Origin of the sequence: Pseudomaricurvus sp. (assembly GCF_965662505.1) — a bacterium.
Lineage (GTDB): Bacteria > Pseudomonadota > Gammaproteobacteria > Pseudomonadales > Cellvibrionaceae > Pseudomaricurvus.
The window spans coordinates 39824-56240 of the sequence record NZ_CBFIHX010000001.1; the positions used below are offsets into that span (position 1 = coordinate 39824).

16 protein-coding genes are annotated in these 16417 nt (G+C 57.0%); 9 read left to right on the top strand and 7 right to left on the bottom strand.

The window, feature by feature from the left end:
* Window positions 1–90: 90 nt before the first annotated feature.
* The 7 genes from ACTG33_RS00180 to ACTG33_RS00210 all read right to left on the bottom strand — a co-directional run bounded on the left by ACTG33_RS00180 (window position 91) and on the right by ACTG33_RS00210 (window position 6932).
* Window positions 91–573, bottom strand: coding sequence for a DUF4124 domain-containing protein (locus ACTG33_RS00180; RefSeq protein ID WP_439133136.1), 483 nt, complete (start codon window positions 571–573; stop codon window positions 91–93).
* A complete protein-coding gene (locus ACTG33_RS00185; protein ID WP_439133137.1) occupies window positions 570–2093 on the bottom strand; it encodes a S1C family serine protease in 1524 nt (507 codons plus the stop codon). Before ACTG33_RS00185 ends, ACTG33_RS00180 begins: the two co-directional genes overlap by 4 nt.
* A 91-nt stretch (window positions 2094–2184) precedes the next feature.
* The gene (hslR, locus tag ACTG33_RS00190; protein ID WP_439133138.1) at window positions 2185–2571 is read right to left on the bottom strand and encodes a ribosome-associated heat shock protein Hsp15; all 387 of its coding nucleotides are present in this window, start codon (window positions 2569–2571) and stop codon (window positions 2185–2187) included.
* 78 nt (window positions 2572–2649) lie between these two features.
* A complete protein-coding gene (gene yrfG, locus ACTG33_RS00195; RefSeq protein ID WP_439133139.1) occupies window positions 2650–3303 on the bottom strand; it encodes a GMP/IMP nucleotidase in 654 nt (217 codons plus the stop codon).
* Between the two features lie 167 nt (window positions 3304–3470).
* Entirely contained in the window at window positions 3471–4562 is a 1092-nt protein-coding gene (locus tag ACTG33_RS00200; protein WP_439133140.1) for a hypothetical protein, read from the bottom strand.
* A 122-nt stretch (window positions 4563–4684) separates the two neighbouring features.
* Window positions 4685–5827 (bottom strand): PilT/PilU family type 4a pilus ATPase, encoded by a 1143-nt coding sequence (locus tag ACTG33_RS00205; protein ID WP_439133141.1) that lies wholly within the window; start codon window positions 5825–5827, stop codon window positions 4685–4687.
* Between the two features lie 70 nt (window positions 5828–5897).
* Window positions 5898–6932 (bottom strand): type IV pilus twitching motility protein PilT, encoded by a 1035-nt coding sequence (locus ACTG33_RS00210; RefSeq protein ID WP_439133142.1) that lies wholly within the window; start codon window positions 6930–6932, stop codon window positions 5898–5900.
* 99 nt (window positions 6933–7031) lie between these two features.
* On the opposite strand from ACTG33_RS00210, the gene ACTG33_RS00215 reads away from it, so the two are divergent.
* The 9 genes from ACTG33_RS00215 to hemW all read left to right on the top strand — a co-directional run bounded on the left by ACTG33_RS00215 (window position 7032) and on the right by hemW (window position 16330).
* Window positions 7032–7742 (top strand): YggS family pyridoxal phosphate-dependent enzyme, encoded by a 711-nt coding sequence (locus ACTG33_RS00215; RefSeq protein WP_439133143.1) that lies wholly within the window; start codon window positions 7032–7034, stop codon window positions 7740–7742.
* Window positions 7743–7864: 122 nt separating this feature from the next.
* Window positions 7865–8689: a pyrroline-5-carboxylate reductase gene (proC, locus tag ACTG33_RS00220; RefSeq protein WP_439133144.1), complete on the top strand. Its 825-nt coding sequence runs from the start codon at window positions 7865–7867 to the stop codon at window positions 8687–8689.
* 86 nt (window positions 8690–8775) lie between these two features.
* Entirely contained in the window at window positions 8776–9372 is a 597-nt protein-coding gene (locus ACTG33_RS00225) for a YggT family protein (RefSeq protein ID WP_439133145.1), read from the top strand.
* Between the two features lie 355 nt (window positions 9373–9727).
* Window positions 9728–11761, top strand: a complete 2034-nt coding sequence (locus ACTG33_RS00230) for a dynamin family protein (RefSeq protein WP_439133146.1) — start codon at window positions 9728–9730, stop codon at window positions 11759–11761.
* A 247-nt stretch (window positions 11762–12008) separates the two neighbouring features.
* Window positions 12009–13154: a homoserine O-succinyltransferase MetX gene (metX, locus tag ACTG33_RS00235; protein ID WP_439133147.1), complete on the top strand. Its 1146-nt coding sequence runs from the start codon at window positions 12009–12011 to the stop codon at window positions 13152–13154.
* 83 nt (window positions 13155–13237) lie between these two features.
* The gene (gene metW / locus ACTG33_RS00240; RefSeq protein WP_439133166.1) at window positions 13238–13834 is read left to right on the top strand and encodes a methionine biosynthesis protein MetW; all 597 of its coding nucleotides are present in this window, start codon (window positions 13238–13240) and stop codon (window positions 13832–13834) included.
* Window positions 13835–13976: 142 nt separating this feature from the next.
* Window positions 13977–14450, top strand: coding sequence for a DUF4426 domain-containing protein (locus ACTG33_RS00245; protein ID WP_439133148.1), 474 nt, complete (start codon window positions 13977–13979; stop codon window positions 14448–14450).
* Between the two features lie 96 nt (window positions 14451–14546).
* Window positions 14547–15161, top strand: a complete 615-nt coding sequence (rdgB, locus tag ACTG33_RS00250; RefSeq protein WP_439133149.1) for an RdgB/HAM1 family non-canonical purine NTP pyrophosphatase — start codon at window positions 14547–14549, stop codon at window positions 15159–15161.
* Between the two features lie 2 nt (window positions 15162–15163).
* Window positions 15164–16330, top strand: coding sequence for a radical SAM family heme chaperone HemW (gene hemW, locus ACTG33_RS00255; protein ID WP_439133150.1), 1167 nt, complete (start codon window positions 15164–15166; stop codon window positions 16328–16330).
* The last annotated feature ends 87 nt before the right edge of the window (window positions 16331–16417 follow it).

The window sequence follows — 16417 nt, forward strand, 5'->3', positions numbered from 1 at the left end:
TCGCGATTTTATCACGGCTTGCGTCTTTTCAGATAGCCTGAGAGAACAGATAGTCCGAGCGAACTGTTAGCCTGACTGTGCAGACCGCCATCACAGACAATGGCGTTTGATCTGCCCTTCCAGCGCTGCCACCCGCTGCTGCCGCTCTGTTTCGCTGATGTCGTAACTGCTGCCATCTTCACGGACGAAGTACACCGGGCCTTTCAATGCATCCAGATAGTTGCGCGCCTGTTCACACTGCTTTTGCTGTTTTTCTTCCCGATTGGCCTGACGCCCCGCCTCCTTCTGGCGCAGAGCTTTCTCCTCCGGAGTTTCGGGCTTGAACAGCCGCTCCAGCTTTTCCCGCTCCACGGCACTGTCGTCCATGTTGATATCACTGACCGTATGCGAGATGTCTTTCGCCGCCTGCTGTTTCGGCTTTTTGTCACTGAAATGCAGCTTGCCGCTGGCGTCGCGCCACTGATAAATCTCGGCGCTCACCGAGCCACACAGCATCACCAGAAGCCCCAAGAGCGCTGCCCGCTTCCATACCGATCGACTGAATGCTGATCGACTGAATGCTAATGAATTCACGGCGCTGCCTCCTCTCCATCCTCCACTGCCACATGACAACCATTGGCTCGGGGAACGCGGTAACGCTGCAAAATTACCTGTTCGCTGGTCAGAGCCTGCTGACGATTCAGTACCATCTGAAAGCCTCCCTCATCGCGGAAAACAGTATTGGCTTCTGTGCCATTCACTATCTGCTCACAGAAATCCTCAAAGTTGCGAATCGGCACACCATTGACGGACTCCAGAATCCAGTTCTTCCAGTCGTGATACCCCAGGTTCACATCCGCCGCCAACACCTTCAACGCCACCACCAGCTCTTCTTTGTCCGCGCTGGAGCGGGTTTCGCGAGCGTTGAGAAACGCCACCGGCGCCTGCCGATGCCAGTCGGCGCCCCAGCGCTTGATCAGATTCATGTTCAGCGGCACAAACACCACCCCGCCATACACCAGATATTCCGGCGTCTGCTCGAACGCCTGCTCACGCACCAGACTGAAGTTGCGATTGGCGCCGGCTATCAGCGTTACCTTGACCTCTTTGCCGTCACGCACCAGATGAATATCGACTTCATCCCCGCGGTGATACTGATCGATGGCGTACTTAAAGTTGGTGCGCAGGTTATTGCGGAATTCGAGGCTGCTGTCGTCGGCAATGTCAAAGCCATCAATGGCCATAATCACATCATTGGGCAGGATTTTATCCGAGGACGAGGAGTCTTCGAACACGTGGGCGACCAAAATGCCGCCATCCCGATCCGCCACCCCGTAGGCCTGACGCATGGCGGGGCTCTCCAGATCCTGAGTGCGGAACCCGAGGTCCGGAAAGCCATCGTGACGACCGTCTTTGGCGTCTTCCAGTACGTGTTTGATGACACTGGGGGGCACAAAATAGCCGAGATTCTCCGCCCGACCGCTGGTGTTGCTCTGCATCACCACACCGACAATTTTGTTATCCACAATCACCGGACCGCCGCTATTGCCGGGATTGATGGCGGCATCGATCTGCCCTGCCAGGAAATAGCCACCGGCGTGGGCGTAGTACTGATGCTCAATGCGCGACAGCACACCGCGAGTGATGCTCAGCGTGGTACCGCCAAACGGATAGCCAAACACGGACACATCTTGCAATGGCTCAGGCAGGGAGCCCACCGCCAGAGGCCGCAGACCGTCAAAGAAGCCCGGTTCCAGAACTTCCAGAATCGCCAGATCCGCCTCGTGCGAGATAAACGCCACTTGCGCCAGGTATTTGTGGGGATCGCCGTGCTTTTGCGCCTGAATGTAGGTGGCATCGGCCACCACATGGGCGTTGGTGAGAATCCGGTTGCCGCTGATTACCGAGCCGGAGCCGCTGCTCTGCTTGGCATTCAACAACCGCCAGGGCGTGAAATAGTCCGCCGGAGTCGAGGTAGTGTGAATTTTCACCACCGCGTCCTTCAGCCGCTCAACGCTGGTATTACCAGCAGCTTGCACGTTCAGACACAACAACCCAAACAACACCAGACTGAACAGATTGCGAAAACCGCTGTGTAGCGTCCCTGTACTCAAAAGACTTCCTCCATTCACTGTCCCAAATCGCTCAACACACTGCCCCAAACCGCTTGATAAACCGTCCGAAACCGCTCGATAAAGAGCCGGTTCAGGAATCATCCTGCTCCAGAAAACGATGAATCTGACGTCGCTGCTTCTTGGTGGGGCGCCGTTCAGGCCCTACACCCGCACCGCGAATCAATTTGCGCTGAGCCGCTTCGGCCTCGCGCTTGGCAATACTGTCTTCGGTCTCCCTATAGAGCAGCGCCGCTTCCGGCGCGCCGCGGCGCTGATCCGACAGGGCAATAACCTCAACCACCTTTTCATCCCAGCCCTGACGAATGGTCAGCTTCACCCCCAGAGGAATCTCTTTACTGGGTTTCACTCGCTGACCGTCGCAGTGAATCTTGCCGCCGTCGATGGCCTGCTTGGCCAAGCTGCGGGTTTTAAAAAAGCGCGCCGCCCACAGCCATTTGTCTAATCGTACCTTATCCATTCACTGGCACCCTCGTTCATGCACTTTAGCTGTCTCTCTCAAACGCTAGCCATTTCCATCAAACGTTAGCCATCTCACTCAACGGGGCATCACCTCATCAAAATGGTGGATGGCAGGGTATTCGGTGATCTGGCGGTGCTCGCGCTGGCTGTCCGGCTGATGCAGACACAACAAATGACGGATACCGAATTCCCGCGCGGAATCAAGCACGCGCAGGGTGTCATCGACAAACAAAGTGCGCTCGGGATCAAAGGGTTCGCGCTCCTGCAGCGCCTGCCAGAATTCTTGCGCCTCTTTCGGCTGCTGGAATTCGTGGGAAGAGATCACCATATGCAGCCACTGGTCGATGGCGGTGATTTCCAGCTTGAGATCGAGACTCTGCGGGTGGGCATTGGTGATCAGAACCAGACGTTTGTTCTGTGCCTTCAAGGCCTGCAGAAACTCCACCACAAACGGGCGAATCTGAATCTTGTGCTGTACTTCTTCCTTCAATTTGCGGATATCCAGCCCCAGTGATTCCGACCAGAACTCCAGGCAGTACCACTTGAGCGTGCCTTCGTGCGCCTTGATGTGCGCCTCCAGCTTGGCCATGGCCTCCGACTCATCCACACCGTAGGTTTCGGCGTAGCGTTTGGGCAAATGGGTCAGCCAGAAGTAGTTATCAAAGTGCAGGTCCAGCAGGGTGCCGTCCATATCCAGCAGGACGGTATCGATCTCGTTCCAGTTAATCATGGAAAACAGAAGCTCCGGTCTCGGTATATCAAATGGCTACTTCAAACAGCAGCCACGGGGACAGATTATGCCTGAAAGCGACAGAGAGCGCCTAAAAATGCGCCGAATTTCGTCTCTGCCCCAACGACAGATAAGAAGACAGGCTTGCAGATACAGAGGGCAAACGACTACGGGCCGAGCGGCTCCACCCGTGCTGCCAGATCCCCGGACGACGCCATTTCCAGGAACTCTTCACCCAGACGATGGCTTTTGTCCGCCACTTCCTGCCACAAGCGAATGCGCTCGGTATCGTTGCTGGCAAATTTGGCGAAGTCCTGACGGTCCGGCACCCGTCCGAGACGCGTATCGGCGAAGAAATGTTGATTGGGAGTGACCATCACCGCCCTATCCAGCAGCTGCGGCGCGGCCTTGCGCCAGGGCAGAAACTTGTCAAACCAGCCCACTTTGCAGTCCGGGTAAAAGTGCGGGTAGAGAATCAGCCCGTCTTCCTCCCCCCAAAAACTGCCGGGCACCGGGTGGTAATCCAGCAGCCCACCATCGCGATAGACGCCGCGACCAGCGCCAGGGATGTCGTTCACGCTGTGCATATACACTGGAATGGAGCCGGAGGCCTTCAGTGCCTGAGCCGTATTGGCAGGGTTTAAGGCCACCGCCTCGGTGCGGTAGCCATCACTGGCGACACCGTTGTGAACGGCCAGAGGAAAGGTCGTTCGCGGATCGTGAAACACCACCCGCTCCAGCTTGTTGCGCAGCGCCGCCCGACCCTTCATGTTGTTCACCGCCGCCTTGCTGCAGGAAGCCGCCTGCCGCCGCGGACTGGGACTGGCCAGCCCGCCGTGGCAGCGCACGGCTCCACAGCCAAAGCGAAACGTCGGGTGCGACAACACCTCGGCAACCCGCTCCTCGTTAATGGTCACCTCGAGAATTTTGCGAAACTCCCGCTCAATCTCGTCGGGGGTCACGCCTTTGGGGTAGCTCTGCTGAATGTAGGCGTGGGCCAGCGCATCCAGCCCCTGCCCCGCATCCCGATGACAGGCAGCCGCCAGCTTAAACGCGCCGACAGACGTGCCGAACAGATTGATGGGATTTTCTACCGCTGGCAGCCATTCCGAAAAGATCGCCCGATCGAGCCCATAGATGGCCAGCCACTTGGCGGCGCCCGAGGCGCCAAAGACACTGCTGATGTGTTCCGGCGACAGACCGTCGCGCTGAATTTGACGGTAGGCGCTGGCGCCCGCGCGGAGGGTTAATAAACTCATGCAAAACCCGAGGGAAACAAAAACAAGACAGAGACGAAGCGGATTGTCCGCCTCTGCGGTTTATATCAAATGCCAGATATCTGAGCGTGAACTAGAACAAGCGTAACTAGAACAAGCTTGAACTAGAACAACCGCGAACGATCGTCCTCATCGTCCTGAATGCTCAGCTCATCGGCGGCATTGGACAGGTACTCCGAGTCCGTTTCCGACGCCAGCTTGATCATCAGACGCAGATCGTTCGGGGAATCCGCGTAAGACAGCGCATCTTCGTAGGTAATCTCGCCCTGATCGTAGAGTTCGAACAGCGCCTGATCGAAGGTTTGCATGCCCAGCTCGGACGATTTGGTCATCAGCGCTTTCAGCTCTACCACGTCGCCTTTGCGGATCAGATCCGCCGCCAGCGGGGTGTTGAGCATCACTTCCAGACAGGCGCGGCGCCCCTGACCGTCGGGAGTGGGGATAAGCTGCTGGGCGACAATGGCTTTCAGATTGAGGGACAAATCCATCCACAACTGACGGTGACGATCCGCCGGGAAGAAGTGAATGATGCGATCCAGCGCCTGGTTGGCGTTGTTGGCGTGCAGGGTACAGAGACACAGGTGACCGGTTTCCGCAAAGGCGATGGCGTGCTCCATGGTTTCCCGCGAGCGAACCTCACCAATCAGAATCACATCCGGCGCCTGCCGCAGGGTGTTTTTCAGGGCCACCTCAAAGGAGTCGGTATCAATGCCCACTTCCCGCTGGGTGACAATACAGCCCTGATGTTGATGGATAAATTCGATGGGGTCTTCGATGGAGATGATGTGACCTTTGGAATTGCGGTTGCGGTGACCGATCATCGCCGCCAGCGAAGTGGACTTACCGGTACCGGTGGCCCCCACAAAGATGATCAGACCACGCTTGGTCATGGCCAGCTCTTTGATTACTTCCGGCAACCCCAGATCATCGATCTTGGGAATGTTGGTCTCGATACGACGCAACACCATGCCCGCGAGGTTGCGCTGATAGAAGGCGCTGCAACGGAAACGACCGATGCCACGGGCGCTGACGGCAAAGTTCAGCTCCTTGCTCTCGAGAAATTCGTGGCGCTGTTTTTCGTTCATCACCGACAGCACTGTTTCCCGGGCTTTTTCCGGTGACAGCGGTGTGGTGGTGACAGGCACCACACGACCATTGAGTTTCATCGAAGGCGGAACACCTGCGGTGATAAACAAGTCCGAAGCGCCTTTCTCTACCATCAGCGCCAGCAGGCGTTCAAAATCCATCGTCTTATTCCTTTGTTAATTTAACCCGTAGCTTTTTGGTGTAACCCGCAGTTAATTCACACTTCTGTAATCAGAAGTTATCCGGCATCTTGGCCTTCTCACGAGCCACATCGCGGTTGATGATGCGTCGCGCCACCATATCCGCCAGACACTGATCCATGGTCTGCATACCCAGGGAACCCCCGGTCTGAATAGCAGAGTACATCTGTGCCACCTTGTCTTCGCGAATCAGGTTACGAATCGCCGAGGTACCCCGCATAATTTCGTGAGCCGCTACCCGACCACCGCCGTTGCGTTTCAGCAGGGTCTGGGAAACTACCGCTTGCAGGGATTCCGACAGCATGGAGCGCACCATGGATTTTTCGTTGGCGGGGAACACATCCACAATCCGGTCAATGGTTTTCGCCGCCGAGGTGGTGTGCAGAGTACCGAACACCAGGTGGCCGGTTTCCGCGGCCGTCAGCGCCAGACGGATGGTCTCGAGATCCCGCATCTCACCCACGAGGATGATATCCGGATCTTCCCGCAGCGCTGAGCGCAGGGCTTCCGAGAAACCGTGGGTGTCGCGGTGCACTTCCCGCTGGTTCACCAGGCATTTCTTGGATTCGTGTACGAATTCGATGGGGTCTTCAATGGTGAGGATGTGCTCGTATTTGTGGTCGTTGATGTAATCCATCATCGCCGCCAGGGTGGTGGATTTACCACTACCGGTCGGCCCGGTCACCAGTACCAGCCCCCGTGGCACCGCACAGATATCGCGGAACACCTGCCCCATGCCCAGCTCTTCCATGGTCAGAACTTTCGATGGAATGGTCCGGAACACCGCACCGGCACCGCGGTTCTGGTTAAAGGCGTTGACCCGGAAACGCGCCACACCGGGCACTTCAAAGGAGAAATCGGTTTCCAGAAACTCTTCAAAATCCTTGCGTTGCTTGTCATTCATAATCTCGTAGATCAGACTATGAACCTGTTTGTGCTCCATGGCGGGCAGGTTAATACGGCGCACGTCGCCGTCGACCCGAATCATGGGTGGCAGTCCCGCAGAAAGGTGTAAATCCGAAGCGCCCTGTTTGGCACTGAACGCCAAGAGTTCCGTAATATCCATAAACAGCCTTTATTAAATGCTTTTTTTTGCCTGATACTGCAAACAGTCCCGAACTGATCGAGCGTCCACCCCAAGTCAGACCCATAATGTACCAAGTATATGCCTAAGATTCCTACCCACCTAGCACAAGTCAACGATCGCATAGCCAGCGCACTGAGCGCCTGCGGGCGCCCGGCCGATGGCGCACGATTACTTGCCGTCAGTAAAACCAAGCCCGCCAGCGATATTCGTGAAGCCTATTTGGCGGGGCAGCGGTGTTTTGGGGAAAACTACCTGCAAGAAGCGCTGGAGAAACAGCAACAGCTTAAGGATTTAACCATCGAATGGCACTTTATTGGTCCTGTACAATCCAATAAAACACGCGCCATCGCCGAAAACTTTGACTGGGTTCACAGTGTGGATCGCGCCAAAATCGCCGTGCGGCTCAATGACCAGCGCCCTCAGCAGCTGCCTCCGATCAATCTGTGCCTGCAGGTCAATGTGGATAGCGAACCGACAAAATCCGGCGTTTTACTGGATGATCTGGACGATCTGCTTGAAAGCCTGAGTGATCTGCCCCATATCTGTGTACGGGGCTTTATGGCCATTCCCGCACCCCGAGACGATTTTGAGCAGCAACAACAGGCACTGCTGCCATTGGCCAACACCCTGAAACGACTACAATCAAACCCGGAGATCCGTCGACACCACCCCCACCTGGACACTCTTTCCATGGGCATGTCCGGTGATCTGGAAGCGGCCATTGCCGCCGGCTCGACCCTGGTGCGAATCGGCACGGATATTTTTGGCAAACGGCCAACACCGCCCTGACAGCGGCCTTGGTTTATGTGAACAAAGAGTACCTTACGAATAAAGAGTACCTTACGAATAAAGGACCCTTGGCGGTTAACAGCGGTTATCGAACACACTGAACATCAACGCAGGAAGATCACGTGACAGACACAAAAATCTCTTTTATCGGCGCGGGCAACATGGCCAGCAGCATCATCGGCGGACTGGTCCAGAAAGGTTACGGCGCGGGTCAAATCACCGCCACCGATACCTATCAGCCCACACTGGACAAGCTGGCCGATAACTTCCCGGTCGTCACTACCAGCGACAACGCCCAGGCAGCGGAGCGCTCCGACGTGATTCTGCTGGCAGTAAAGCCTCAGGTTATGGAGCAGGTGTGTACTGCCCTGCGGCCTCATCTGGCGCACAAACCGCTGATCATCTCTATTGCCGCCGGCATCGACATCCGCAGCCTGGACGCCTGGCTGGGCAATGATCTGGCCATCGTGCGCTGCATGCCCAACACTCCGGCGCTGGTACAGACCGGTGCCAGCGGTCTGTACGCCAACGAGCGTACCAGCGACGAGCAAAAAACCATCGCTCAGGACATCATGGAAGCGGTGGGCATCGTCCAGTGGACCGCCAGCGAAGACCTGATTGACTCCGTTATCGCCGTGTCCGGCAGTGGCCCCGCGTATTACTTCCTGATGATGGAAGCCATGATCGACGCCGGTGTCGCTCAGGGACTGAGTCGCGAAAACGCCACCGAGCTGACCCTGCAAACCGCGCTGGGTGCCGCCAAGCTGGCCAAGGACAGCGATGTGGATGTGATTGAACTGCGTCGTCGGGTGTCCTCCCCCAATGGCACCACCGAGAAGGCCATTCAGTCTTTCGAAGAGAGCCAACTGCGCGATGTGGTTGCCAAGGCTATGGATACCTGTGCCGAGCGCTCTCGGGAAATGGCCAGGGAACTGGGCGCCAAGTAATTTCGCCCCTCACGCAAACTCGGGCTGAGATGTACTTGATGAAGTGCACTTGAGCCAGAAGCATTAACACTTAAAAGGAGAAAACCATGGGGCCCATGCAGGAGATCGGCACCTTAATCGTACAAACTCTGGGGTCGCTGTACCTACTGGTCATCATGTTGCGCTTTTTGCTGCAACTGGCGCGAGCGGATTTCTACAACCCCATTTCGCAGTTTATTGTGAAAGCCACTAACCCGTTGCTGATCCCCATTCGTCGCATTGTTCCCGGCGTCATGGGCATTGATTTAGCCGGTCTGCTGCTGGCTTTGATCGTGCAGTTTTTGATCATCGAAGTCTGCGCACTGATCATCATCGGCAATATCATCAATCCCCTCTACGCCCTGATGTGGTCCGCGGTGGGCTTGCTGGCTCTGACCGCCAACATCTTTTTCTGGGGTTTGCTGATCATGGTGATTACCAGCTGGATTGCGCCGCAGAGCGACAATCCGGCCCTGCTGCTGGTGCGTCAGCTGGTGGAGCCGGTGATGGCGCCGTTTCGCAAACTGTTGCCGGATATGGGCGGCATTGATATCTCACCCATCTTCGCCTTTCTCGCCCTGAATGTGGTGCAGATCCTGATCAAATACCTGGCTGCGGCAGCAGGCATGGGCGGCGTTGCCCGACAACTGGTTATGGGGATCTGACTGCACACAGTCGCAATCCTCTCGAACTGCTGTGCAACACTCACAGGCTAACGCCGCAGCCTGTGAGCGACAGCCCTGAGCACGCACAGCCCTCAACCTCGTACTAAAGCCTTATTTTTTGTACGAACCGGCGTTGCCTTTTACCCCTGCCCACACGCCCCACCCTTCCAAAGCCGCCTTATTTCCGCTTTAATGAGGAATCGTTGTTTCAGGATTTCAGTGCCAGACCGCACAGCCGCCAAAGAAGCGCCTGGCCATCTGGTTGGCAGACTCAGTTAAAAAACGGTCTGCAAACGTCCGCGACAACACACAATAATAACAACAGCATTGACAAGACTTGGGGCCACAAAACCGTATGGATGCTACATCCTTCTATCAACACATGGCAGAGTTCGCCCGCTGGAAAGACATTTTCAGTCAACAACTGCGCCAGAGTCAGCAGTGGTTTAACGACCACCAGAACCAAAGCCAGGCAGCTCGTCACTGCTTGCAGCAAGCGCTGACACTGCTGGATAACAGCAGTTTTACGGTGGCCTGTGTCGGCGAGTTTTCACGCGGCAAAACCGAGCTGATTAACGCCCTGCTGTTTACCGAATACGGCCAGCGACTGCTGCCATCGAAACCGGGTCGCACCACCATGTGCCCCACCGAAATCTTCTACACCCCCGGCACCCCGACCGACGACCACAGCGGCCCCGGCTACGTGCGACTGCTGCCCATCGAAACCCGCCGCACCACCACCAGCCTGAACAGCTTTAAGCGCATCCCAAAAAACTGGGTGACTCTGCCTTTTGATGTGGCGCATCCGGAATCCGTCGAGCGCGCGATGAACGCGATCTCTCAGGTCAAACTGGTGGATGCCAGTGACGCCCGCGCGATGGGCTTTGATCCCCAACAACTGAGTGCCAATCAGGACGGACTGCTGGAAGTGCCCCGCTGGCGCCACGCCCTGATCAATCTCGACCACCCGCTGTTGCGCCACGGCCTGCGCATTCTCGACACGCCGGGCCTGAACGCACTGGGCAATGAGCCTGAACTGACACTGGGCACCCTGCAGCAGGCCGACGCCGTCATCTTTCTGCTGGCGGCGGATTCCGGCCTGAGCTACAGCGATGTCACCATCTGGCAGGATCACCTGAAAGGACTGCGGGCGGCGCAGGGTCAACACAGCTCCATCGCGCTGCTCAATAAAGTGGATGCACTGTGGGACGATCTGGAGTCAGCCGACTCGGTGGCACAGAACATTCACGACCTGCGCGAGCAGACCGCGCGCATGCTGTCACAGCCGATAGAAAACGTGGTCGCGATTTCGGCGAAACAGGGTCTGCTGGCTCAGGCCCGCCGGGATCAGGACCTGCTACAGCGCAGCAACCTGCCGCAACTGGAAGCCCTGCTGATTCAACAGCTGTCTCACAATCAACAGCAACTGGCGGGCCAGCGCATCCTCAGCGACGCCGCCCGCATCGTCAAATCGACCCGCAGCAACCTCAAGAGCCAGCTGTTTCGCGCCGATCGCGAACTGGAAAGCCTGCAACAACAGCTGCATCGCCCCGCTCAATTCGACGCCCAGGTTCAGTCTCTGCGCAGGGACATCCGCAAGCAACACCAGCAGTATCACCGTCAACAACTGGATTTGCGCACCTATCAACGCCAGATCGATCAACACTGCCAGCAGCTGCGCGCGCCCATCACCTCCTTCCAGCTGGAAGGCCTGATTGGCAGCACCCACCAGGACATGGTGAAAAGCTGGTCGTTTGTAGGGCTGAGCAAAGCCGTCGACGATTTTTTCCAGCAATTGCGACAGCGCATGAGCCGCGTCGAAAAAGAGACCCGGACAGCCAACACCACCCTGCTCTCTATCTATGAGCGCGCCCAGAACCACTCCTGCAGCCCTGAAGACGCCAGCAGCCATTGTTTTCAATTGCGCAACCACATGCAGCGACTGCGTCAGCTGGAGCATCAGGCACAGCAGTTCCGACGCTCTTTAGGCAATATTTTTAACATCAAGCAGCGCGTGATTGGCCGCTTTATCAACTCCCTGGTGCAGGAAGTTCGGGCGATGAACACCGACCTGAACACCGCCATCGACCACTGGAAGCAAGAGGCTCTGGCTCCCCTCAGCCACGAAACTCACTACCAGAAGAGCCTGCTCGATCAGCAAATGCTGCACATTACCCACCTCAATCAGCAGCAGAGTAGCCAGACCCAGCGTCTGCAAACGCTGGGCACTCAAATTACACAGCAGCGGGAAAGCCTTGCCGAACTGGAACGTATCCTCGACCTGCAACCCTGCCGCCCTCCGCAGCTACTGCAGGATGCACCCCCGCCCCACCGCACCCGAAAATCCATGACGGCGCAAGCCTCTGCGGCTCTGGTGAGCACTGCTTGATAGCGGATCAAACCAGTCTCACTGAAGAAGACACCGCTATTTCTGAAGGTCCCCACGGTTATATCTCCACCCCCCTGTATAGCTATCCCCAAACCCTGTGATGGCTATCCCCCAACGGCGTTCGGGTATATGCTATCGGGTTTACGCGCGCCCTTTTTTAGCCCTTTCTAGCGAATAACCAGCCCTTGCAGACAGGCTGGGGCAACTTTAGACTTGCGCGCCAGACCCCAAGGAAACCAGAGATACAATGCCCGCACCCTTTGCCAACGATTCTGTCGGAGTGGTCACACCGCAAACCCTGCATTTTGATCAGCCTCTGGAGCTGGCCAGTGGCCGCACGCTCGACGCCTACGATCTGGTGATTGAGACCTACGGCGAGCTGAATGCGCAAAAATCCAATGCGGTACTTATCTGTCACGCCCTGTCCGGCCACCACCACGCCGCCGGTTACCACAGCGAGGATGATCGCAAGCCCGGCTGGTGGGACAGCTACATTGGCCCCGGCAAGCCCATCGACACCAACCGCTTTTTTGTCGTCGCACTCAACAATCTGGGCGGCTGCCACGGCTCGACCGGACCGCGCTCCATCAACCCGGAAACCGGCCAGCCCTGGGGTAAGGACTTCCCCAACTTGCGGGTGCGCGACTGGGTTCACTCCCAGGCTCGCATGGCCGATCGCCTGGGCATTGAGCAATGGGCCGCCATCGTCGGCGGCAGCCTCGGGGGTATGCAGGCCATGCGCTGGGCACTGGAATATCCGGATCGGGTGCGTCACTGCGTGCTGATCGCTTCAGCCATGAACCTGACCACGCAGAACATCGCCTTCAACGAGACTGCACGTCAGGCCATCATGTCCGACCCCAAGTACCACGAGGGGGATTATCAGGTACACGAGACCTACCCCAAGGACGGTCTGTCGGTAGCGCGAATGATTGGCCACATCACCTACCTGTCCGACGACGGCATGGGGCAGAAGTTCGGCCGTGAGTTTCGCTCCGGCAGCTTCCAACAGGGTCTGGATGAACCGGTGGAATTCCAGATTGAGAGCTATTTGCGCTATCAGGGTGATGCATTTTCCAGCTCGTTCGATGCAAATACCTACATCTTGATGACAAAAGCACTGGATTACTTCGATCTTGCCCGCGAGTACGGCGACGACCCGATCAAGGCGTTCAGTCACGCCAAGTGTCGATTTCTGGTGGTGTCCTTTACCTCGGACTGGCGCTTTGCCCCCGAGCGCTCGCGGGAAATCGTCGATGCGCTGATCGGTGCCGACAAGGCGGTCAGCTACGCGGAAGTGGAATCGGCTTACGGCCACGATGCCTTTTTGCTGCCCATCGATCGCTACTACCGCCTGTTTACGGAATATATGAAAGGAGTGAGCACCAACTAATGAGCTACTCAGACTCCGCTAATTCAGCCTCAGCAACACTCTCAAATACGGCCACAGCCGCCAGCGGTATGCCGCCCGATGCCCTGCGTATTGATCTGGATGTGATTCAAGCGTGGATTGAACCCGGTAGCCGGGTACTGGATCTCGGCTGCGGCGACGGCACGCTGCTGCAAAACCTGCGCGACCACAAGCAGGTGACCGGCTACGGCCTCGAAATCGACGCCGAACAGATCACCACCTGCATTGGTAAAGGTCTGAATGTGATCGAGCAGAACCTGGACCGCGGCCTCGACAACTTTGCCGATCAAAGCTTCGACAGCGTGGTCATGACCCAGGCACTGCAAACCATGTACGCACCGCATAAAGTACTGGAAGAAATGCTGCGGGTAGGGAAGGAGTGCATTGTCACTTTCCCCAATTTTGGTCATTGGAAGGCGCGCTGGCACCTGTTCTGCAACGGTCGCATGCCGGTGTCCGACCTGCTGCCGTATCAGTGGTACGACACCCCCAACATCCACTTTTGCACCTTTGACGATTTTGAGTTTCTCTGCCACGAGCTGGATATCGAGATCCTCAAGCGTCAGGTGGTGGCCGAGAGGCCCTTCAGTCGCTTTCTGAAGGATTTGCGCCCCAACCTGTTTGGCGAAACCGCCATCTATCACCTGCGCAAGCATCGGTAGCTGAAGAAGCTGAAGCTCCGGGAAAGGCGTCCCAATCATTTCGGACGTCATCTCTGAGCCAGTTCGAAGCCGGTTCGAAGCCAGACCAAAGATAGCAAGCTAAACTAAGACAACCACTGTAGACAGCATCAGGAGACACCACATGATCTGCTCATCCCGCACCCCGGAATCCAGCCGCCTGCTGGCCCGTTTTAGCTTGCTGTGTTGCCTGCTGTTGGGCAGCAATCTGGCCGCTGCCGACTCCCAGTTCACCACCTTCGGTGACTACAAGGTGTTGCATACCGTCTTCAACAGCACCTTCTTACAGCCGGAAGTAGCCAGCGCCTACAATCTTACCCGCGGCAAGGGACAATCCCTGTTGAATATCGCACTGATCAAAAGCACGGACGGCGGCAACAGCAAAGGGCTGGCCGCCGAGGTCAGCGGCTCCATCGCCAACCTGATGCAGCAGCAGAGGACACTGGAATTCATTGAAATCAAGGAACACGATGCGGTCTACTATCTGGCGCCTATCCGCGTCAGCAACAATGACGAAGTCGTGCACTTCAATATTGAGGTCACCCACGACGGCAAGACCTATCCGATTAAATTCAGCAAGAAGCTGTATAAAGACTGACCCTGAAAACGATTCCTGAATAGACTCGTTCGGATCATCAATAGACTCGCTCGGATCATCACCTGAACCGCTCAACCCCCGGAGCAGCTGCCCCACATGACAGATCAGACCCCACAGACCCAGCGCATCGTGCTGGCCAGCGGAAATGCCGGCAAACTGAAAGAGTTTCGGTCGCTGCTGGCCGACGTCGGTTTTGACGTAATCCCACAATCCGAATTGAACGTCAGCGATGCCGAGGAAACCGGCCTGAGCTTTGTCGAGAACGCCATTCTCAAGGCCCGTCACGCCTGTCGCGCTACCGGCCTGCCGGCACTGGCCGACGACTCGGGTCTGGAAGTGGATGCGCTAATGGGGAAACCCGGTATCTATTCCTCCCGTTTCGCCGGAGAAGAGGGCGATCAGAAGGATAGCGCCAACAATCAGAAACTGCTCAACAGCCTGCAGGGACTGGCTCAACATGAGCGCAGTGCGCGCTTCCAATGCGTACTGGTGTACATGCGTCACGCCGAAGACCCAACACCGGTGATTTGCCAGGGCAGCTGGGAAGGGCAGATTCTCCACAAGATCAGCGGGCAGGGCGGTTTTGGCTACGATCCGCTGTTTTACGTTGCCGAACACGATTGCAGCGCCGCGGAACTCAGCAAAGCCGACAAGAACGCCATCAGTCACCGCGGCAAGGCAATGCAGCAGTTGCTCGAGCGTTTGACCTGAGAATGTTGTCGCCATCACCGCTGGTGCTGCCACCGCTGTCTCTTTACCTCCACATTCCCTGGTGCGTGCGCAAGTGTCCCTACTGCGATTTCAATTCTCACAAAGCGACGGGCGAACTGCCCGAGGCTGAGTATGTCGCCGCGGTTCTGGACGATCTACAGCAAAGCTTGCCGCTGACTCAGGGCAGGGCGCTGCAAAGTATTTTCCTCGGTGGCGGTACACCCAGCTTGTTCAGCCCCTCAGCCATCGACCAAATGCTGAGCGCTGCCGAGCGCCACATCGGTTTTGCCGACGATATCGAAATCACCATGGAAGCCAACCCCGGCACCTTTGAGCAGGAAAAATTTCGCGGTTTCCGCTCAGCGGGGATCAATCGTCTGTCCATTGGCATCCAGAGCTTTTCCGATCTGCACCTGCAACAGCTGGGGCGCATTCACGGCGCGCGCGAAGCCCTGTCCGCCGTGGAGATGGCGCGCACGGCGGGGTTCGACAACCTCAATCTGGATTTGATGCACGGCCTGCCGCAGCAGACTCCCGTCGACGCGGAACAGGATCTGCGCACCGCCATTGGCCTCGAACCGGAACACATCTCCTGGTACCAGCTGACCATCGAACCCAACACCGAGTTTTACAGCCGCCCGCCAACACTGCCAGTGGACGATGCGCTGGCCGATATTCAACAGGCCGGTGAACAACTGCTGGGTCAGCACGGCTATCGCCAATATGAAGTGTCCGCCTACGCCCAGGCGGGACGCCAGTCTCGTCACAATCTGAATTACTGGCAGTTCGGCGATTATCTGGCACTGGGCGCCGGTGCCCACGGCAAAATCACTCAACCGGAGCAGGGCACTATTCTGCGGATGAACAAGACCCGACTGCCGGAGCATTACCTGAATCCGGACAAAGCCTTCACCGCTCAGCAGCAAACAGTTGCCGATCGGGATCTGCCGCTGGAGTTTATGATGAATGCCCTGCGACTGGTGGACGGGGTGGACAGCACGCTGTTTTCCGAACGCACGGGTTTGTCTCTACAGAGTCTCGGAGAACAGCTGCAGGATCTGGGACAGCGGGGTCTGATACAGCAAGATGAGCAACGCTTATCGACAACGGCTCTGGGGCAGCGCTACCTGAATCAGGTGCTGGCGGAATTTATGGAGGATGAGCCCTGACTGCCGACAACCTGTAAGAAGCCCCAACTGAAAGACGCGCGAACGGGAAAGACACACCAGTCGAAAGAAACACAAAACTTGTATCTT